The 17,143-nt window shown below is 66.0% G+C and carries 26 protein-coding genes; all 26 read left to right on the forward strand.

Annotated features, from left to right (window positions below):
- The first annotated feature begins 83 nt into the window (after window positions 1-83).
- The 26 genes from rpsG (at window position 84) to map (ending at window position 17,081) form a co-directional block, all read left to right on the forward strand.
- On the forward strand, window positions 84-554 hold the full coding sequence (gene rpsG, locus OWM54_RS39195; RefSeq protein WP_011553340.1) for a 30S ribosomal protein S7: 471 nt from the start codon (window positions 84-86) through the stop codon (window positions 552-554).
- A gap of 148 nt (window positions 555-702) precedes the next feature.
- Complete coding sequence (gene fusA / locus OWM54_RS39200; RefSeq protein WP_223747735.1) at window positions 703-2,781, forward strand: elongation factor G; 2,079 nt, start codon at window positions 703-705, stop codon at window positions 2,779-2,781.
- A 141-nt stretch (window positions 2,782-2,922) separates the two neighbouring features.
- Window positions 2,923-4,113 (forward strand): elongation factor Tu, encoded by a 1,191-nt coding sequence (gene tuf, locus OWM54_RS39205; protein WP_267696508.1) that lies wholly within the window; start codon window positions 2,923-2,925, stop codon window positions 4,111-4,113.
- A 201-nt stretch (window positions 4,114-4,314) separates the two neighbouring features.
- Complete coding sequence (gene rpsJ, locus OWM54_RS39210) at window positions 4,315-4,623, forward strand: 30S ribosomal protein S10 (protein ID WP_002633608.1); 309 nt, start codon at window positions 4,315-4,317, stop codon at window positions 4,621-4,623.
- A 53-nt stretch (window positions 4,624-4,676) separates the two neighbouring features.
- A complete protein-coding gene (gene rplD / locus OWM54_RS39215; protein ID WP_046714303.1) occupies window positions 4,677-5,300 on the forward strand; it encodes a 50S ribosomal protein L4 in 624 nt (207 codons plus the stop codon).
- On the forward strand, window positions 5,297-5,590 hold the full coding sequence (locus tag OWM54_RS39220) for a 50S ribosomal protein L23 (protein ID WP_141327458.1): 294 nt from the start codon (window positions 5,297-5,299) through the stop codon (window positions 5,588-5,590). Before rplD ends, OWM54_RS39220 begins: the two co-directional genes overlap by 4 nt.
- 35 nt (window positions 5,591-5,625) lie before the next feature.
- Window positions 5,626-6,471 carry a 50S ribosomal protein L2 gene (gene rplB, locus OWM54_RS39225; RefSeq protein WP_046714301.1) on the forward strand — a complete coding sequence of 282 codons (846 nt, stop codon included), beginning with the start codon at window positions 5,626-5,628 and terminating at the stop codon, window positions 6,469-6,471.
- Between the two features lie 15 nt (window positions 6,472-6,486).
- Window positions 6,487-6,774, forward strand: coding sequence for a 30S ribosomal protein S19 (gene rpsS / locus OWM54_RS39230; RefSeq protein ID WP_046714300.1), 288 nt, complete (start codon window positions 6,487-6,489; stop codon window positions 6,772-6,774).
- Between the two features lie 35 nt (window positions 6,775-6,809).
- Window positions 6,810-7,154 carry a 50S ribosomal protein L22 gene (rplV, locus tag OWM54_RS39235; protein WP_141327456.1) on the forward strand — a complete coding sequence of 115 codons (345 nt, stop codon included), beginning with the start codon at window positions 6,810-6,812 and terminating at the stop codon, window positions 7,152-7,154.
- Between the two features lie 40 nt (window positions 7,155-7,194).
- Window positions 7,195-7,857, forward strand: a complete 663-nt coding sequence (gene rpsC / locus OWM54_RS39240; protein WP_002633602.1) for a 30S ribosomal protein S3 — start codon at window positions 7,195-7,197, stop codon at window positions 7,855-7,857.
- A 66-nt stretch (window positions 7,858-7,923) separates the two neighbouring features.
- Window positions 7,924-8,343, forward strand: coding sequence for a 50S ribosomal protein L16 (rplP, locus tag OWM54_RS39245; protein WP_046714299.1), 420 nt, complete (start codon window positions 7,924-7,926; stop codon window positions 8,341-8,343).
- A gap of 43 nt (window positions 8,344-8,386) precedes the next feature.
- Entirely contained in the window at window positions 8,387-8,602 is a 216-nt protein-coding gene (gene rpmC, locus OWM54_RS39250) for a 50S ribosomal protein L29 (protein WP_174816815.1), read from the forward strand.
- 105 nt (window positions 8,603-8,707) lie between these two features.
- Complete coding sequence (rpsQ, locus tag OWM54_RS39255; protein ID WP_015350179.1) at window positions 8,708-9,022, forward strand: 30S ribosomal protein S17; 315 nt, start codon at window positions 8,708-8,710, stop codon at window positions 9,020-9,022.
- A 66-nt stretch (window positions 9,023-9,088) separates the two neighbouring features.
- A complete protein-coding gene (gene rplN, locus OWM54_RS39260) occupies window positions 9,089-9,457 on the forward strand; it encodes a 50S ribosomal protein L14 (RefSeq protein WP_046714296.1) in 369 nt (122 codons plus the stop codon).
- 49 nt (window positions 9,458-9,506) lie between these two features.
- Window positions 9,507-9,836: a 50S ribosomal protein L24 gene (gene rplX / locus OWM54_RS39265; RefSeq protein ID WP_141327454.1), complete on the forward strand. Its 330-nt coding sequence runs from the start codon at window positions 9,507-9,509 to the stop codon at window positions 9,834-9,836.
- Between the two features lie 302 nt (window positions 9,837-10,138).
- A complete protein-coding gene (gene rplE / locus OWM54_RS39270; RefSeq protein ID WP_174816817.1) occupies window positions 10,139-10,669 on the forward strand; it encodes a 50S ribosomal protein L5 in 531 nt (176 codons plus the stop codon).
- A gap of 27 nt (window positions 10,670-10,696) precedes the next feature.
- A complete protein-coding gene (locus tag OWM54_RS39275; RefSeq protein ID WP_015350175.1) occupies window positions 10,697-10,882 on the forward strand; it encodes a type Z 30S ribosomal protein S14 in 186 nt (61 codons plus the stop codon).
- Between the two features lie 193 nt (window positions 10,883-11,075).
- Window positions 11,076-11,480 carry a 30S ribosomal protein S8 gene (gene rpsH / locus OWM54_RS39280; protein WP_141327452.1) on the forward strand — a complete coding sequence of 135 codons (405 nt, stop codon included), beginning with the start codon at window positions 11,076-11,078 and terminating at the stop codon, window positions 11,478-11,480.
- A 64-nt stretch (window positions 11,481-11,544) separates the two neighbouring features.
- Complete coding sequence (rplF, locus tag OWM54_RS39285) at window positions 11,545-12,111, forward strand: 50S ribosomal protein L6 (RefSeq protein WP_223747255.1); 567 nt, start codon at window positions 11,545-11,547, stop codon at window positions 12,109-12,111.
- A 108-nt stretch (window positions 12,112-12,219) separates the two neighbouring features.
- Window positions 12,220-12,576 carry a 50S ribosomal protein L18 gene (gene rplR, locus OWM54_RS39290; RefSeq protein WP_046714291.1) on the forward strand — a complete coding sequence of 119 codons (357 nt, stop codon included), beginning with the start codon at window positions 12,220-12,222 and terminating at the stop codon, window positions 12,574-12,576.
- A 19-nt stretch (window positions 12,577-12,595) separates the two neighbouring features.
- Window positions 12,596-13,117, forward strand: a complete 522-nt coding sequence (gene rpsE / locus OWM54_RS39295) for a 30S ribosomal protein S5 (protein WP_046714290.1) — start codon at window positions 12,596-12,598, stop codon at window positions 13,115-13,117.
- A 2-nt stretch (window positions 13,118-13,119) separates the two neighbouring features.
- Window positions 13,120-13,380 (forward strand): 50S ribosomal protein L30, encoded by a 261-nt coding sequence (gene rpmD, locus OWM54_RS39300; protein WP_254038754.1) that lies wholly within the window; start codon window positions 13,120-13,122, stop codon window positions 13,378-13,380.
- A 20-nt stretch (window positions 13,381-13,400) separates the two neighbouring features.
- The gene (gene rplO, locus OWM54_RS39305) at window positions 13,401-13,928 is read left to right on the forward strand and encodes a 50S ribosomal protein L15 (protein ID WP_046714288.1); all 528 of its coding nucleotides are present in this window, start codon (window positions 13,401-13,403) and stop codon (window positions 13,926-13,928) included.
- Window positions 13,929-14,062: 134 nt separating this feature from the next.
- Window positions 14,063-15,409: a preprotein translocase subunit SecY gene (gene secY / locus OWM54_RS39310; protein ID WP_046718097.1), complete on the forward strand. Its 1,347-nt coding sequence runs from the start codon at window positions 14,063-14,065 to the stop codon at window positions 15,407-15,409.
- 162 nt (window positions 15,410-15,571) lie between these two features.
- Window positions 15,572-16,225, forward strand: a complete 654-nt coding sequence (locus tag OWM54_RS39315; RefSeq protein WP_267700659.1) for an adenylate kinase — start codon at window positions 15,572-15,574, stop codon at window positions 16,223-16,225.
- A 97-nt stretch (window positions 16,226-16,322) separates the two neighbouring features.
- Window positions 16,323-17,081 (forward strand): type I methionyl aminopeptidase, encoded by a 759-nt coding sequence (gene map, locus OWM54_RS39320; RefSeq protein WP_267700660.1) that lies wholly within the window; start codon window positions 16,323-16,325, stop codon window positions 17,079-17,081.
- Window positions 17,082-17,143 lie beyond the last annotated feature (62 nt).

Here is a 17,143-nt window from a genome sequence, read left to right on the forward strand (position 1 = left end):
CTCGTGAAGTTTCCTTCAGTGGTACTTGAAGCCCGTCGTAGCGTGCTCCCAAGGGAGCCAGGGCGTAAGGGAAGAGAGAAGAGATGCCTCGCCGTCGCGTAGTCGCCAAGCGCAAGATTCTTCCGGATCCGAAGTTCCAGGACCGGCTCGTCACCAAGTTCGTCAACGACCTGATGCGGAAGGGCAAGAAGTCCATCGCGGAAGGCGTGTGCTACGGAGCCTTCGCCCTCATCGAGGAGCGCGCGAAGGAGGACCCCCTCAAGACGTTCAAGAAGGCCCTCGACAACGTCAAGCCGGTGCTGGAGGTCAAGAGCCGCCGCGTCGGTGGCGCCACCTACCAGGTGCCCGTCGAGGTCCGTCAGGACCGTCGCGTCGCCCTCGGCATGCGTTGGATCATCACGTACTCCAAGGCCCGTGGCGAGAAGACCATGCAGGAGAAGCTGGCCGGCGAGATCATGGACGCCGCCAACAACCGCGGCAACGCGGTGAAGAAGCGTGAAGACACGCACAAGATGGCGGAGGCCAACAAGGCCTTCGCGCACTACCGCTGGTAGGTCTTTCGGCCTCGCGGTGTCCCGCCCGGATGCAGAGGTTGCATCCGGGCGGTTTCTTTAGGTGAAGCAGGTTCTCTGAAATCGTCCGGGTGGGAACGTGAGACGGGGCTCCCAAGCCCTCCCGCCCTCATGGAGAGGTACCGACGCAATGGCTCGCGAGCATCCCCTGGAGCGCTACCGCAACATCGGCATCATGGCGCACATCGATGCCGGCAAGACGACCACCACCGAGCGGATCCTCTTCTACACCGGCGCCATCCATCGGATGGGCGAGGTGCACGAGGGAAACACCACCACGGACTGGATGGTCCAGGAGCGTGAGCGCGGCATCACCATCACCTCCGCCGCCATCACCGCCTTCTGGCAGCGCAACGAGCAGCGCTACCGCGTCAACATCATCGACACCCCCGGACACGTGGACTTCACCATCGAGGTGGAGCGCTCCCTGCGTGTGCTCGACGGCGCCGTCACCGTGTTCGACGCGGTCAACGGCGTGGAGCCGCAGTCGGAGACGGTCTGGCGCCAGGCGGACCGCTACAAGGTCCCCCGCATCTGCTTCATCAACAAGATGGACCGCATCGGCGCGGACTTCGAGATGTCCGTGGGCACCATCCGCGAGAAGCTCGGCGCGCGCGCGGTGCGCATGCAGCTCCCCCTGGGCGCCGAGGACAAGCACCGCGGTGTCATCGACCTCCTGACGATGAAGGCCCTGGTCTTCGTCGACTCGGAGCAGGGCAGCCGCTACGACATCCAGGAGATTCCCGAGGAGCTGCGCGAGCAGGCCGAGGCCGCGCGCGCGGAGTTGCTCGAGGCCGCCGCGGAGCAGGATGACGCGCTGACGGAGAAGTTCCTGGAGGGCCAGGAGCTCACCGAGCAGGAGGTCCGCGCGGCCATCCGCAAGGGCTGCGTGGGGCTGAAGCTGTTCCCCGTGTTCTGCGGGTCTGCGTTCCGTCACAAGGGCGTGCAGCCGCTCCTGGACGCGGTCATCGACTACCTGCCGAGCCCGCTGGACATCCCGCCCGTGCACGGCAAGACGCCCAAGGGCGAGGACGCGGTGCGCGAGACGCGGGACGACGCGCCTTTCAGCGCCCTGGCGTTCAAGATCATGAACGACCCGGCGTTCCAGTCCCAGACGCTGACGTTCCTGCGCGTGTACTCCGGCAAGCTGGAGGCGGGCACGGCGGTGTGGAACTCGGTGAAGGGCAAGCGCGAGCGCGTCAGCCGCCTGGTCCAGATGCGCGCGGACAAGAAGGACGAGCTGACCGAGTGCTACGCGGGTGACATCTGCGCGGTGGTGGGCCTGAAGCTGGCGGCGACGGGCGACACGCTCTGCGACGACAAGCAGCCCATCATCCTGGAGCGGATGGAGTTCCCCGAGCCGGTCATCGACATCGCCATCGAGCCGAAGTCCACGGCGGACCAGGACAAGATCATCCAGTCGCTGCAGCGCCTGGCGATGGAGGACCCGTCCTTCCGCGTGCGCACGAACGAGGAGACGGGGCAGACGCTGATCGCCGGCATGGGCGAGCTGCACCTGGAGATCATCGTCGACCGCCTCCTGAGGGAGTTCAAGGTCGACGCGAACATCGGCAAGCCGCAGGTGGCGTACCGCGAGACCATCACCACCCAGATGGAGGCCGAGGGCAAGTTCATCCGTCAGACGGGCGGCCGGGGCCAGTACGGCCACATCTGGCTGCGGGTGATGCCGAACGAGGCCGGCAAGGGCTTCGCCTTCGAGAACAAGATCGTCGGCGGCGTGGTGCCCAAGGAGTTCGTGGACGCGGTGCGCGACGGTGTCCAGGAGGCCCTCCAGAACGGCCCCGTGGCGGGCTACCCCATGGTGGACGTGAAGGTGGAGGCCTACGACGGCTCCGTGCACGACGTGGACTCGAGCGAGATGGCGTTCAAGATCGCCGGCTCGCTGGCCTTCAAGGACGCCGTGCGCGCGGCCAGCCCCGTGCTGCTCGAGCCCATCATGAACTGCGAGATCGTCACGCCGGAGCCCTTCATGGGCGACGTGATTGGCGACCTGAACGGCCGGCGAGGCAAGGTGCTGGGCATGACGCCCCGCCCAGGCGGCCTGCAGGCCATCCAGGCGCAGGTGCCCCTGGCCGCCATGTTCGGCTACTCGACCGACCTGCGCAGCCGCAGCCAGGGAAGGGCGACCTACACCATGCAGTTCAGTCACTACGCGCCGGCGCCCAAGACGGCGCTGAACCGCTACTGACGGCCCGGCAGTCGACCCTGCGGGCGATTTCAGTTGACGTTGTGGCGGGTTTGGAGCAGGACGCAGCACCTTCGCAGTGAGTTTTTGCGGGATTCGATACGCGCCGGGTGATTGACCGGCTCAGCCGCGGTGAGGAGTGTCATGGCCAAGGAGAAGTTCGAGCGTAACAAGCCCCACGTGAACATCGGCACGATCGGACACGTGGACCACGGCAAGACGTCGCTGACGGCGGCCATCACGAAGGTGCTGGCGAAGACGGGCGGCGCCACGTTCCTGGCGTACGACCAGATCGACAAGGCGCCGGAAGAGCGCGAGCGCGGCATCACGATTTCGACGGCGCACGTGGAGTACCAGACGGCGAACCGTCACTACGCGCACGTCGACTGTCCGGGCCACGCCGACTACGTGAAGAACATGATCACGGGCGCGGCGCAGATGGACGGCGCGATTCTGGTGGTGTCGGCGGCGGACGGCCCGATGCCCCAGACGCGTGAGCACATCCTGCTGGCGCGCCAGGTCGGTGTTCCGTACATCGTGGTCTTCCTGAACAAGGTGGACCTGCTGGACGACCCGGAGCTGCGCGAGCTGGTGGAGATGGAGGTGCGTGACCTCCTGAAGAAGTACGAGTTCCCCGGCGACACCATCCCCATCATCCCGGGCTCCGCGGTGAAGGCGCTCGAGGGTGACACGAGCGACATCGGCGAGCCGGCCATCCTGAAGCTGATGGCGGCGGTGGACAGCTACATCCCGACGCCGCAGCGCGCGACGGACAAGCCCTTCCTGATGCCGGTGGAGGACGTGTTCTCCATCGCCGGCCGTGGAACGGTGGCGACGGGCCGCGTGGAGCGTGGCAAGATCAAGGTCGGCGAGGAGGTCGAGGTCGTCGGCCTGCGCCCGACGCAGAAGACCGTGGTCACGGGCGTGGAGATGTTCCGCAAGCTGCTGGACGAGGGCATGGCGGGCGACAACATCGGCGCGCTGGTCCGCGGCCTGAAGCGTGAGGACATGGAGCGTGGGCAGGTGATTGCCAAGCCTGGCAGCATCACGCCGCACACCAAGTTCAAGGCGCAGATCTACGTGCTGTCGAAGGAAGAGGGTGGTCGCCACACCCCGTTCTTCAAGGGCTACCGTCCCCAGTTCTACTTCCGCACGACGGACGTGACGGGAACGGTGAAGCTGCCGGAGAATGTGGAGATGGTGATGCCGGGCGACAACATCGCGATCGAGGTGGAACTCATCACCCCTGTCGCGATGGAGAAGGAGCTGCGCTTCGCCGTTCGCGAGGGTGGCCGCACGGTGGGCGCCGGCGTCGTGGCGGAAGTGATCGAGTAGCAGACCTCCTCCCGGCTCCCCGGAGCTCCCTTCCGGGGAATTTCCAGGGAGCCGGAGGAAATCCAGTTGCATACACTGGGGCGGGATGGTAATCACCGCGCCCCTTCGTTCTGAAGAAACGGCTCTGTGACAACCAGGGGACGTCGGTCGTAGCGCCTTCCGGGGCGTTGGCACAAAGTTCGTTCTAAGAGGTTCTTGCGAATGGCGACACAGAAGATCCGCATCCGGCTGAAGGCATACGACTCGAAGCTCCTGGACCAGAGCGCGGGTGAGATCGTCGAGACGGCTAAGCGCACTGGCGCGAAGGTGGCCGGTCCGATCCCCCTTCCTACGCGCATCAACAAGTTCACCGTGCTGCGTTCCCCGCACGTGGACAAGAAGAGCCGCGAGCAGTTCGAGATCCGCACCCACAAGCGCCTGCTCGACATTCTCGAGCCTACGCAGCAGACGCTGGATGCGCTCATGAAGCTGGATCTGTCGGCCGGCGTTGACGTCGAGATCAAGTCCTAGGAAGCGGGTGGGCGTCTGAGTGGTTTCACTCCGACCCCCGCGAGGAAAGTGCCATGGCGAAGTTTGACGTTGTCGACCTGGATTTGAAGAAGGTGTCGGAGATCGAGCTCTCCGACGACATCTTCGGCGCTGAGCCGAACACGCACCTCTTTTACGAGGTCGCGAAGATGCAGCAGATCAACCGGCGCCGCGGCACGGTGGGGGTGAAGAACACCTCGCTGGTCAGCGGCGGCGGCAAGAAGCCCTGGAAGCAGAAGGGCACCGGCCGCGCCCGCCAGGGTTCCATCCGCGCTTCCCACTGGGTGGGCGGCGGCAAGGCGATGGCTCCCAAGGCTCGCGACTACTTCTACCGCCCGCCCCGCAAGGTGCGCCGCGGTGCGCTCAAGTCCGCGCTGTCCCTGCGCGCCAAGGAGAAGACGCTCATCATCCTGAGCGGGTTCTCCCTGGACGCCCCCAAGAGCAAGCAGGCCTTCGAGGTGCTGACCAAGCGCCTGAAGCTGCAGAACGCCCTGGTGGTGGACGAGAAGGGCAACACCAACCTGCACCGCAGCGTGCGGAACCTGGCCAAGTTCGACGTGCTTCCTCCCGAGGGTGTCAACCTCGAGATGGTGCTGAAGCACTCGCACCTGGTCCTGACCTCCGCGGCCGCGAAGACCCTCGAGGGGGCGCTGTCATGAAGATCCACGACGTCATCAAGGGCCCGCTCATCACCGAGAAGCTGGACAAGGCCCGCGAGAAGCTGCGTCAGTACTCGTTCATCGTTGACCTCAAGGCCACCAAGCACGACGTGGCCAACGCGGTGTCGACGCTGTTCAAGGTCACCGTCGAGGACGTGAACACCAACATCGTCCGCGGCAAGATCAAGCGCGTGGGTCGGAGCATCGGCAAGCGGCCCAACTTCAAGAAGGCGGTCGTCACCCTCAAGGAAGGCGACTCGATCGAACTCTTCGAGGGAGGGGCGGCCTGACGCTACGGCGTTGAGGTCAGCCTGAGGAACACACCATGGGCATCAAGAAGTACAAGCCGACAAGCGCCGCCCGCCGTCTGATGACGGTGTCCGATTTCGCGGACATCACCAAGGACGCGCCCGAGAAGAAGCTGACCGAGCCGCTGAAGCGCTCGGGTGGCCGCAACGTTCACGGCCACATCACCCGCCGTCACCAGGGTGGTGGTCACAAGCGCCGCTACCGCGTCATCGACTTCAAGCGTCGTGACAAGGACGGCGTGCCGGCCAAGGTCACCGCGGTGGAGTACGACCCGAACCGCACCGCCAACATCGCCCTGCTGACGTACGCGGACGGTGAGAAGCGCTACATCCTGGCCCCCGTGGGCCTGAATGTGGGCGACACGGTGTTCGCCGGTGAGAACGCGGACATCCGTCCGGGCAACTCCCTGCCGCTGCAGAACATCCCGGTGGGTACCGTCATCCACAACGTGGAGCTGAAGCCGGGCCGTGGCGCCCAGGTCATCCGCTCCGCCGGCACGTCCGGACAGCTGATGGCGAAGGAGGGCCGCTACGCGCAGGTGCGCATGCCTTCCGGGACCGTCCGCATGGTCCTCATCGAGTGCCGCGCCACCGTGGGCCAGGTGGGCAACATCGAGCACGAGATCATCCGCGTCGGCAAGGCGGGTAAGAGCCGGTGGCTGGGCATCCGCCCGACGGTTCGTGGTCTCGCGATGAACCCCGTGGACCACCCGCACGGTGGTGGTGAGGGTAAGTCCGGTCAGGGTAACCCGCACCCGGTGTCGCCGTGGGGCAAGAAGACCAAGGGCCTCACCACGCGCACCAACAAGCGTACTGACAAGTTCATCGTGAGCGGCCGCCGCCAGGGCGCGCGCAGCCAGTAAGAGGATTCGCAAGCCATGGCTCGTTCGATCAAGAAGGGTCCGTTCGTCGACGACTTCCTCGTCAAGAAGATCGAGGACATGATCAAGACGAACAAGAAGACTGTCGTGAAGACGTGGTCCCGCCGCTCCACCATCCTGCCGGAGTTCGTGGGTCACACCTTCGCGGTGCACAACGGGAAGAAGTTCATCCCGGTGTTCGTCACGGAGAACATGGTGGGCCACAAGCTCGGCGAGTTCGCCCCGACGCGTACGTTCGGCGGTCACTCGGCGGAGAAGAAGGTCGCCAAGGCCCCGGGCAAGTAGCCTGGCGCATTGCCTGAGAGCCTGAGGAGATGACCATGGAGTCGACTGCACATCTGCGTTTCCTGCGCATGAGCCCCCGCAAGCTGTCCACCGTTGCGGCGCTCGTCCGGGGCAAGCCCGTTGAGGCGGCCCTCAACATCCTGAAGTTCACCCCGCGCGCCGCGGCCCTGCCGGTGGAGAAGCTCATCAAGAGCGCCGTGGCCAACGCGACCGACAAGTCCAAGGGACAGGTCGACGTGGACACGCTCTACGTCAAGACCATCTCGGTGGACCAGGGTCCCACCCAGCGCCGGTTCATGCCGCGCGCCATGGGCCGGGCCACCCCCATCAAGAAGAAGACCGCCCACGTCCACGTGGTGCTGGCCGAGGCCAAGAAGTAGGACCCGTCGGGCCCTGCCCGGACGTTCAAGGAGATTCACGTTGGGACAGAAAGTTCATCCGATCGGGTTCCGGCTTGGCGTCATCAAGACCTGGGACTCCAAGTGGTTCGAGCACAAGAACTACGCGCAGTGGCTCCATGAAGACATCCGCATCCGCGAGTTCGTGAAGAAGTCGCTGAACCACGCGGGCGTGTCCAAGGTGGAGATCGAGCGCGCCGCCAACAAGGTGAAGGTCAACGTCCACACCGCGCGTCCGGGCATCGTCATCGGCAAGCGCGGCGCGGGCATCGAGACGGTGAAGAAGGACCTCCAGCAGTTCACGAAGAACGAGGTCTTCCTCAACATCGTCGAGGTCCGCAAGGCGGAGACCGACGCGCAGCTGGTGGCGGAGAACATCGCCACGCAGCTCGAGCGCCGCATCGCCTTCCGCCGCGCCATGAAGAAGGCGCTGCAGACGGCCATGAAGTTCGGGGCGAAGGGCATCCGCGTGGCCTGCTCGGGCCGCCTGGGTGGCGCCGAGATGGCTCGCTACGAGTGGTACCGCGAGGGCCGCGTGCCCCTGCACACCCTCCGCGCGGACATCGACTACGGCTTCGCCGAGGCCAAGACGACCTACGGCAAGATCGGCTGCAAGGTCTGGGTCTGCAAGGGCGAGGTTCTCCCGGGCAAGGGCGGCCAGGCCCCCATGCCCTCCAACCGGTAATTGCCCTCCCGCGCCGGGTGTCTCCGCGAGGAGGCGCCCGGGGCAGGGTAGGGAAGGACAGCGACGATGCTTCAGCCTGCACGTACGAAGTACCGCAAGATGCACAAGGGCCGCATGCCGGGCGCCGCTCACCGTGGCAGCGACCTGACCTACGGCGAGTTCGGTCTGATGAGCCTTCAGCCGGGCTGGATCACCTCCCGGCAGATCGAGGCGGCCCGTATCGCGATGACCCGCCACGTGAAGCGCGGCGGCAAGATCTGGATCCGAATCTTCCCGGACAAGCCCATCACCAAGAAGCCCGCCGAGACCCGAATGGGTACCGGTAAGGGTGGCGTGGAGTACTACGTCGCGGTGGTGAAGCCCGGCCGCATCCTCTATGAGATGGAGGGTATGACGACCGAGGTGGCCACCGGGGCGCTGAAGCTGGCGCAGGCGAAGCTGCCCGTGCTCACGAAGATCGTGAAGCGCGCGGACCTGAGCCTCTAGGCACCGCGGCGGGAGCCGTCCTCTGGGTGGCTCCCGCACGCATGTGGAGATTGCAATGGCGACTGCGAAGGAACTGAGGGAGCTGTCGGCGGACGACCTGCAGCGGCGGGCGACGGAACTGCGTGAGACGCTGTTCCAGGACCAGCTCAAGCGGCGGACCGGCTCGCTGGACAATCCGGCGGAGCGGACCGGACACCGGCGCGACCTGGCCCGGGTGCTGGCCGTGCTGACCGAGAAGAAGAAGGCGGCGAAGGCGTAACGCCTTCACCCGCGAATCCTCCAAGCGCGCTCGCCACAGGTCGGGTGCGCAAGGCCATCCGGGACGTGAGAGCGCCCGGGTGCATGAGAGACAGTGAGAGAGAAGATGGCTGAGACGACCGAAGCGCCCAAGGCAGAGACCTCCACCCGCGGCCGTCCCAAGACGCGCGTGGGAATCGTCACCTCCAACAAGATGCAGAAGACGGTGGTGGTCACCGTCCAGCGCCGCGCTCCCCACCCGAAGTACGGGAAGATCATGAGCCTGCGCGAGAAGTACAAGGCCCACGTGGAGGACCACGACTACCCGAAGAAGGTCACCATCAACGAGGGTGACCGGGTCCGGATCGCCGAGACCAAGCCCGCTTCGAAGGACAAGCGTTGGCGCGTGGTCGAGGTGCTGGAGAAGAGCAAGAACGTCTAGCACGCACCTCCACATGCGCGGCCGAGAGGCTGCGCGGTGGAGACACCGGCGATAGGAGATTCCCAGATGATTCAGATGACGAGCGTGCTCGACGTGGCGGACAACTCGGGCGCGAAGAAGGTGTTCTGCATCAAGGTGCTCGGCGGTTCGAAGCGCAAGTACGCGTCCATCGGCGACGTCATCGTCGTGTCGATCCGCGAGGCGCTGCCCAACTCGAAGGTGAAGAAGGGTGACGTGGCCAAGGCCGTCATCGTCCGCACCAAGCGCGAGGTGGGTCGTCCCGACGGCAGCTTCATCAAGTTCGACGGCAACTCCGCGGTCCTCATCAACAAGGACATGGAGCCCATTGGTACGCGTATCTTCGGGCCGGTCGCCCGTGAGCTCCGCGCCCGCAAGTTCATGAAGATCATCTCGCTGGCGCCCGAAGTCCTCTGAAGAGGACCCACCAGGCCGGACGGCGAGCAGCCAGAGAGACGAGGAAGCCATGCAGAAGATGAAGGTGGGAGACACGGTCCAGGTCATGGCCGGGGCCGAGGCCTCCGAGAAGACCCCTGCGACGAAGCGCGGCAAGGTGCTGAAGATCGATCAGGAGGCCGGCCGGGTGACTGTGGAGGGCCTGCGCCTGGTCAAGCGGCACCTGAAGAAGACGCCGCAGAACCCCGAGGGTGGCATTGTCGAGAAGCCCGGCACCATCGCCCTGGCGAATGTCCAGGTCGTTTGCGTGAAGTGCGACAAGCCGACCCGCGTGGGCATCAAGACGGACGGTGAGAAGCGCCAGCGGTTCTGCAAGAACTGCGACGCGCTGATTGACTAGGAGTCCCTGTTGGGGCATGTATGCGCGCCCTTCTGTCCGCCCTGGTAGGCGGGTAGGGGGGCGTGCAGGCAACGAGGGCCTGGGTAGTCCACGGGGCCCTCGCGGTGTTTTCAGTTTCCAGGTGAAGGACTGATCGGACGCGCTGGGTCACGACGGCGCCCGAAGCAGAGGATACGACGATGGCTGACGAGAAGAAGCCGGACCAGAAGGAAAAGAAGGCGAAGCGGGGCAAGAAGGAAGAGGCCAAGAAGGTTGGCTTCGCGGCGAACATCGAGGAAGGCCTCGAGAGCAAGCCGGCCCGCATGAAGGAGCGCTTCCGCAAGGAAGGGGTGCCCGCCCTGATGAAGGAGCTGGGCCTCAAGAACCCGATGGAGGTTCCGCGTCTCCAGAAGATCGTCGTCAACATGGGTCTGGGCGAGGCGCTCGCCAACAACAAGATCCTGGAGTCCGCGGTGGACCAGCTCGCGGCGATCACGGGCCAGAAGCCCATCGTGACGCGCGCCCGCAAGAGCATCGCGAACTTCAAGCTGCGCCAGGGCCAGGCCATCGGTGCCGCCGTCACCCTGCGTGGCGCCCGCATGTACGAGTTCATGGACCGCCTCATCACGGTGGCGCTGCCGCGCGTGCGTGACTTCAAGGGCGTGTCCCCGAAGGCCTTCGACGGGAAGGGCAACTACACGCTCGGCGTGCGCGAGCAGATCATCTTCCCCGAAATCAACTACGATCAGATCGAGAAGGTGAAGGGGCTCAACATCAGCTTCGTCACCACTGCCCGGAACGACGAGCAGGGGCTGGCGCTGATGCGTCACTTCGGCATGCCCTTCCGCCAGTAAGCCCTCGAGCCAAGGACCTCAAAGACAATGGCCAAGCTCTCCAAGATTGCCCAGGCGAAGCGCAAGCCGAAGTTCGCCGTGCGCCAGTACAACCGCTGCCCGCTGTGCGGCCGGCCGCGCGCGTTCCTGCGCAAGTTCAAGATGTGCCGCATCTGCCTGCGCAACCGTGCGCTGCGCGGTGAGATCACCGGCGTGACCAAGTCGTCCTGGTGAGCCGGTAGGGCAGGGTGCCAAAGGGGCCTTGACGGTCCCGTTGGCGCCCTGGACGCGCTTCGGAAGGAGCGTGTCCACGAGCAGTTTCAACCCAGGTAGTTGCGCTCGGCGCGAACCCCCGGGATGGGCCCGGCAGGCGCGACGAACGCGAACACGAAGCACCCGGACCGGGTGCTCGTTTGGAAGGTAGCCCATGCCGGTCAATGATCCCGTTGGCGACATGCTGACCCGCCTGCGCAATGCGTCGCGCGCGCGTCACGACAAGGTCGTCATTCCCCACTCGAAGCTCAAGCTCGAGGTCATCAAGGTCCTCAAGGACGAGGGCTATATCGGGGAGTACGTCGTCCACACGCAGGACGGCTCGCCCCAGAGCGAGATCACCGTTCAGCTCAAGTACGGGCCGGACCGCGCTCCCGCCATCACCGGCATCCGCCGCGTGTCCAAGCCGGGTCTGCGCCGCTACGTCGGCGTGAACGACATCCCGCAGGTGCTGGGAGGCATGGGTATCTCCATCCTCTCCACGTCCCGCGGCATTCTGGTGGACTCCGAGGCCCGCAAGCAGAAGGCGGGCGGCGAGCTGCTCTGCACCGTCTACTAGCCAGCGGCCTGGTGGCCGCGCCTCGTGAGAGTGCGCGCCCCGGGCATACAGGACCGAGGCAACCATGAGTCGGATTGGAAAACTGGCGATCAAGCTCGGCGACAAGACGAAGGCCGTCGTCGCCGGCCAGCAGGTGAACTTCGAGGGCCCCAAGGGCAAGCTGTCCGTGAAGCTGCCCGGCAAGGTCAAGGTGGAGATCAAGGACGGTCAGGTGACCGTGCAGCGCGCGGATGACTCGCGCGAGGCGCGCAGCCTGCACGGCCTGACGCGCACCATCCTCGCCAACGCCGCGAAGGGCGTGTCCACGGGCTTCGAGAAGAAGCTGGACATCCGCGGCGTCGGTTTCCGCGCCGAGGTGAAGGGCAAGGCCATCCACTTCGCGCTGGGCTACTCCCACCCCGTCGTCTTCGACCTCCCCGAGGGCGTGACGGCGGAAGTGGACAAGACGGCCCGCACCGAGGACAGCCTCCCTACCGTGGGGCTGACGCTGCGTTCGGCGGACAAGGAAGTGCTCGGCGCGACGGCGGTGAACATCCGCTCGCTGCGCCCGCCCGAGCCGTACAAGGGCAAGGGCATCAAGTACTCCGAGGAGCGCATCCGCCGTAAGGAGGGCAAGACCGGAACGACGTAATCGTTCCGTCTGTCCTGAGTGTTCCCAATCCCGCCGGGCCCATGGGGTCTGGCGGCATCATCCGGCGGCGGAAGACCGCATCGCCGCCGGAAGGACAAGGAAGCAGCCATGCCGACGAAGATCGATCCCCGTATCAAGAGGAAGAACCGCATCCGCAAGAAGCTCTCGGGTACCACCGAGCGGCCGCGGCTTACCGTCTACAAGAGCCTCAAGCACATCTACGCGCAGGTGGTGGACGACACCACGGGCAAGACCCTCGCGTACGCCTCGTCGCTGTCCAAGGAGCTGAAGGGCCAGGACGAAGGCGACAAGAAGGCGGACGCGAAGCGGGTGGGTGCCCTCATCGCGCAGCGGTGCAAGGCTGCCAACGTCGAGGCGGTGGTGTTCGACCGCAACGGCTTCCCCTATCACGGGCGCATCGCCGCCGTGGCTGACGCCGCGCGCGAGGCCGGGCTGAAGTTCTAGCTTTCGAAAGGATTTCCAAGTGGCAACTCCGATCAATCCGAACGATCTGGACCTCACCGACCGCGTGGTGAACATCAACCGCGTCGCCAAGGTGGTGAAGGGCGGCCGGCGGTTCTCGTTCGCCGCCCTCGTGGTGGTGGGTGACGGCGCCGGACACGTGGGCGTCGGCCTGGGCAAGGCCAACGAGGTTCCCGAGGCCATCCGCAAGGGTGGCGAGAACGCGAAGAAGAACCTGTTCCGCGTTCCGCTGATGGGTCACACGATTCCGCACGAGGTGCTCGGGCACTTCGGCGCCGGCTGGGTGCTGCTGAAGCCGGCCAGCGAAGGTACGGGCGTCATCGCGGGTGGCGCGGTGCGCGCGGTGCTGGAGGCGGCGGGCATCCGCAACATCCTGACGAAGAGCCAGGGTTCGCGGAATCCGCACAACGTGCTGAAGGCCACGGTCGCGGGTCTGAAGCTGCTGCGCAGCGCGGCGCAGGTGTCGCGCCTCCGCGGCAAGGACGTCGAGTCGGCGAAGCTCGCCGGGGAGCAGAGGGGCTAGTCATGGCGCTCAAGGTGAAGCTGACGAAGAGCTACGCGGGCGCTTCCGAGGACATGCTGGCCACCATCCGTGGCCTGGGTCTGAAGAAGTTCGGTGATGAGCGCCTGCTGAAGGACACGCCGGCCATCCGCGGGATGGTGTTCAAGGTGAAGCACCTGGTCTCCTCGGAGACGGTGTCCGCCGAGGCGCCGGCGCCCAAGCGCCGCAAGCCGCGCAAGATCGCCCTGCGGGACCGCGCGCGCGCCTACCAGGCCAAGGCCTGAGCACGAGAGGACCTAAGACAATGAGCACTCTGCACGGTTTGAAGCGCCCCTCGCGCTCGTGGCACCGCAAGAAGCGCGTGGGCCGCGGTCAGGGTTCCGGCCTGGGCAAGACGGCCGGCCGCGGTGGCAAGGGCCAGAAGGCCCGCACCGGTAACATGCGGTTCGAAGGCTTCGAGGGTGGCCAGAGCCCCTTGCAGCGCCGCCTGCCGAAGTTCGGCTTCAACTCCCCCAACCGCACGGTGTACGCGGTGGTGAACCTGTCGGATGTGGACACCCACTTCGACGCCGGTTCCACGGTGGATGAGGCCTCGCTGAAGAAGGCGGGTCTGGTGAAGGGCCGCTACGACGGCGTGAAGCTGCTGGGTCGGGGCGCGCTGACGAAGAAGGTCACCATCCGGGTGCACAAGGCCTCCGAGACCGCCAAGTCGGCGGTCGAGAAGGCGGGTGGCGCGGTGGACGTCCTTCCCCTGATGGCCCACAAGCCCGAGGCGGCCGCCAAGGCGCACGCTGGCAAGGGCGTCAAGGCCCCTCGGCAGCCGAAGGCCTGAGCATGTCCGACGCGCATCACTTGTCGGTGGTGCGCGTCATTTCGCTTGTGTAGGCTTCTGCGCCCCTTTCCCATCCGTGGAACAGGGGCGTTTTGTCGTCCTGGCAGAACCCTCACGAAGAGGATGGCTACCCCGTGGCTCTCAATGCCTTCGCCAACGTCTTCCGCATCGCGGAGCTGCGCAGCCGGCTCGCGTACACGCTAGCCCTGCTGGCCGTCTACCGCATCGGCATCTTCATCAACACGCCCGGCGTGGACCGGGCCGCGATGAACGCCTTCATGGACGCCCAGAAGCAATCGGGCGGGCTGGTCTCGCTGTTCAACCTCTTCTCCGGCGGCGCGCTGGAGCAGATGTCCATCTTCGGATTGGGCATCATGCCCTACGTCAGCGCCTCCATCATCATGCAGCTCCTGGCGGTGGTCATCCCCAGCCTGGAGCGCCTGCAGAAGGAGGGGGCGGCGGGCCGGCAGAAGATCAACCAGTACACGCGCTACGGCACCATCGTCCTCTCCGTCATCCAGGGCATCGGCATCTCCCGCTGGCTGGCGTCGCTGGGGCGCTCGGACGCGGGGCAGAGCGGCTTCAACCAGGTGGTGGTGCCGGACGACAGCGTCTGGTTCACCTTCATGACGGTGGTCAGCCTGACGGCGGGCACGGCCTTCATCATGTGGCTGGGTGAGCGCATCACCGAGCGCGGCATCGGCAACGGCATCTCGCTCATCATCTTCGCGGGCATCGTGGCGGGTGTGCTCCCCGGCGCCAGCACGCTGCTGGACCTGACGCGGCAGGAGGTCATCGCGGTCGCCGAGGTCCTGGCGCTGCTGGTGTTCATGCTCCTCATCATCGCGGTGGTGGTCTACGTGGAGCGCGGCATGCGCCGCATCCCCATCCAGTACGCCAAGCGCATGGCGGGGCGGCGGATGTTCGCGGGCCAGGCCACGTACTTCCCGATGAAGGTCAACACGGCCGGCGTCATCCCGCCCATCTTCGCGGGCGCGGTGCTGTCGTTCCCGGCGACGCTGGGCACGTGGTTCCCGTTCCTCCAGGACGTGCAGCGGGCCATCGAAGGCAACCTGTGGATCTACAACGGGCTCTTCGTGCTGATGGTCATCTTCTTCGCCTACTTCTACACGGCGCTGACCTTCCGTCCGGATGACGTGGCGGACAACATCAAGAAGCAGGGCGGCTACATCCCGGGCATCCGCCCGGGCCGGCAGACGGCGGAGTTCATCGAGCGGGTGCTGAACCGGCTCACGTTCGGCGGCGCCATCTACCTGGCGGTCATCTGCGTGATTCCGTCGGTCATCAGCGGTCTGCTCAACGTGCGCTTCACGTTCGGCGGCACGGCGCTGTTGATCGTCGTGGGCGTGGCCCTGGACACGGTGCAGCAGATCGAGGGTCACCTCATCAGCCGCAACTACGAGGGCTTCGCGGGTCCGCGCGGTCCCCGCATCCGCGGTCGGGTGCGCGTGGCGGCCTGAGTCACGGCGACAACGTCACGGGCGCCTCTCCTCGTCGTGGGGAGGGGCGCCTCGTCGTTCCGGGGCGCAGTCATTCGAGTTATTCGGTGGTGCACATGGGGGGCGCGTGAAAGTTTCGTGGCTGACGACTTCCGTGCCTTCCTTGGGAGCTGAGAGGAGCACATGAACCTGATCCTGTTGGGACCGCCGAACGCGGGGAAGGGTACCCAGGCGAAGAAGCTCTTCGCCGACTTCCACATCCCGCAGATCTCCACCGGTGACATCCTCCGCAAGGCTGTGGCGGAGAAGACGGAGCTGGGGAAGGTCGCGGGGCCGCTGATGGCGGCGGGCCAGTACGTGCCGGACGAGGTCGTGATTGGAATCGTCGAGGAGCGCCTGAAGGAGGCGGATGTCGCTCAGGGCTTCGTCCTGGACGGTTTCCCTCGCACTCCGGGCCAGGCGGACGCGCTGGACAGGATGCTGGAGCGGCTGGGCAAGAAGCTCGACGCCGTCGTGTCGCTCGAGGTGCCGCACGAGACGCTGGTGAAGCGTGGCTCGGGACGGCGCGTGTGTCCGAAGGACAGCAGCGTCTACCACGTGGAGACGAGCCCGCCGAAGCGCACGGGCTTCTGCGACAAGTGTGGCGAGGGCCTGGTGCAGCGGCCGGACGACATGCCGGAGGTCATCGAGAAGCGCCTCCAGAAGTACGACGCCGAGACCAAGCCCCTGAAGAACTTCTACGAGAAGAAGGGCGTGCTCAAGAGCGTGGACGGCGTGGGCTCTCCGGAGGGCATCTACGAGGAGATCAAGGCCGCCGCGGGTCGGAGCAAGGCCTGATGGACGGACGGGCTGGCGAGCGGAGTTCGGGGGCTTGCGGTGCCTCGAGTCGCTGGCCACCCGTGTCCCGTGCAGGTGAGGTTGGCGCGGGACTCCGATGAGCCAAGTGGAGATCAAATCCCGGGAGGAGATCGCGCTCATGCGCGAGGCCGGTCGCATCGTGGCCGACGTCCTGGATGCGCTCGAGCAGGCCGTGGCGCCGGGCATCACCACCTGGGAGCTGGACGCGCTCGCGGAGAAGATGACCGCGGAGCGGGGCGCCAGGCCAGCCTTCAAGGGCTACCTCGGCTTCCCGTGTGTGCTCTGCGCCTCCATCAACGACGAGGTGGTGCACGGCATCCCCAGCCGGAAGCGGAAGCTGGTCGAAGGCGACCTGATGAAGCTCGACTTCGGGGTGTCGTACCGGGGGTGGTTCGGGGACTCGGCGCGGACGGTGCCGGTGGGGAAGGTGTCCCCGGAGGCGCGGTCCCTGGTGGAGACCACCCGGGAATCGCTTCAGAAGGCCATCCAGGCCATGAAGCCGGGCAACCGGCTGGGGGACATTGGCCACGCCGTCCAGCGGCACGTGGAGGCGCGGGGATTCTCCGTGGTCCGGGATTTCACGGGCCACGGGATTGGCCGCAAGCTCCACGAGCACCCACACGTGCCCAACTACGGGCAGGCAGGGGCGGGGATGAAGCTGCGCGCGGGCATGGTGCTCGCGGTGGAGCCGATGGTGAACGCCGGGACCTCGGACATCGAGATCCTGGAAGACGACTGGACGGCGGTGACGGCGGACCGGAAGTTGTCCGCCCACTTCGAGCACACCATCCTCATCACGGATGGGGTGCCCGAGGTGCTCACCCGAGGGCGTTGAGGACGGCCGGGACTGCGGGTGAAATAGGTCCTTGTTACGGTGGGTTGGTAGGAATCCGAGTT

The sequence above is a fragment of the Myxococcus sp. MISCRS1 genome (assembly GCF_026626605.1).
In the GTDB taxonomy this organism is placed as follows: domain Bacteria; phylum Myxococcota; class Myxococcia; order Myxococcales; family Myxococcaceae; genus Myxococcus; species Myxococcus fulvus.

Bases quoted from the DNA above. Each gene is read 5' to 3' on its own strand.
- rplX (WP_141327454.1), top strand. From the start codon at position 9,507: ATGCAGAAGATGAAGGTGGGAGACACGGTCCAGGTCATGGCCGGGGCC.
- rplE (WP_174816817.1), top strand. From the start codon at position 10,139: ATGAAGGAGCGCTTCCGCAAGGAAGGGGTGCCCGCCCTGATGAAGGAG.
- rpmD (WP_254038754.1), top strand. From the start codon at position 13,120: ATGGCGCTCAAGGTGAAGCTGACGAAGAGCTACGCGGGCGCTTCCGAG.
- map (WP_267700660.1), top strand. From the start codon at position 16,323: ATGAGCCAAGTGGAGATCAAATCCCGGGAGGAGATCGCGCTCATGCGC.
- rpsQ (WP_015350179.1), top strand. From the start codon at position 8,708: ATGGCTGAGACGACCGAAGCGCCCAAGGCAGAGACCTCCACCCGCGGC.
- rpsS (WP_046714300.1), top strand. From the start codon at position 6,487: ATGGCTCGTTCGATCAAGAAGGGTCCGTTCGTCGACGACTTCCTCGTC.
- rpsJ (WP_002633608.1), top strand. From the start codon at position 4,315: ATGGCGACACAGAAGATCCGCATCCGGCTGAAGGCATACGACTCGAAG.
- tuf (WP_267696508.1), top strand. From the start codon at position 2,923: ATGGCCAAGGAGAAGTTCGAGCGTAACAAGCCCCACGTGAACATCGGC.
- rplB (WP_046714301.1), top strand. From the start codon at position 5,626: ATGGGCATCAAGAAGTACAAGCCGACAAGCGCCGCCCGCCGTCTGATG.
- rplP (WP_046714299.1), top strand. From the start codon at position 7,924: ATGCTTCAGCCTGCACGTACGAAGTACCGCAAGATGCACAAGGGCCGC.
- rplR (WP_046714291.1), top strand. From the start codon at position 12,220: ATGCCGACGAAGATCGATCCCCGTATCAAGAGGAAGAACCGCATCCGC.
- rpsH (WP_141327452.1), top strand. From the start codon at position 11,076: ATGCCGGTCAATGATCCCGTTGGCGACATGCTGACCCGCCTGCGCAAT.
- OWM54_RS39220 (WP_141327458.1), top strand. From the start codon at position 5,297: ATGAAGATCCACGACGTCATCAAGGGCCCGCTCATCACCGAGAAGCTG.
- rpsG (WP_011553340.1), top strand. From the start codon at position 84: ATGCCTCGCCGTCGCGTAGTCGCCAAGCGCAAGATTCTTCCGGATCCG.
- fusA (WP_223747735.1), top strand. From the start codon at position 703: ATGGCTCGCGAGCATCCCCTGGAGCGCTACCGCAACATCGGCATCATG.
- OWM54_RS39275 (WP_015350175.1), top strand. From the start codon at position 10,697: ATGGCCAAGCTCTCCAAGATTGCCCAGGCGAAGCGCAAGCCGAAGTTC.
- rplF (WP_223747255.1), top strand. From the start codon at position 11,545: ATGAGTCGGATTGGAAAACTGGCGATCAAGCTCGGCGACAAGACGAAG.
- rplN (WP_046714296.1), top strand. From the start codon at position 9,089: ATGATTCAGATGACGAGCGTGCTCGACGTGGCGGACAACTCGGGCGCG.
- rplD (WP_046714303.1), top strand. From the start codon at position 4,677: ATGGCGAAGTTTGACGTTGTCGACCTGGATTTGAAGAAGGTGTCGGAG.
- OWM54_RS39315 (WP_267700659.1), top strand. From the start codon at position 15,572: ATGAACCTGATCCTGTTGGGACCGCCGAACGCGGGGAAGGGTACCCAG.
- rplV (WP_141327456.1), top strand. From the start codon at position 6,810: ATGGAGTCGACTGCACATCTGCGTTTCCTGCGCATGAGCCCCCGCAAG.
- rplO (WP_046714288.1), top strand. From the start codon at position 13,401: ATGAGCACTCTGCACGGTTTGAAGCGCCCCTCGCGCTCGTGGCACCGC.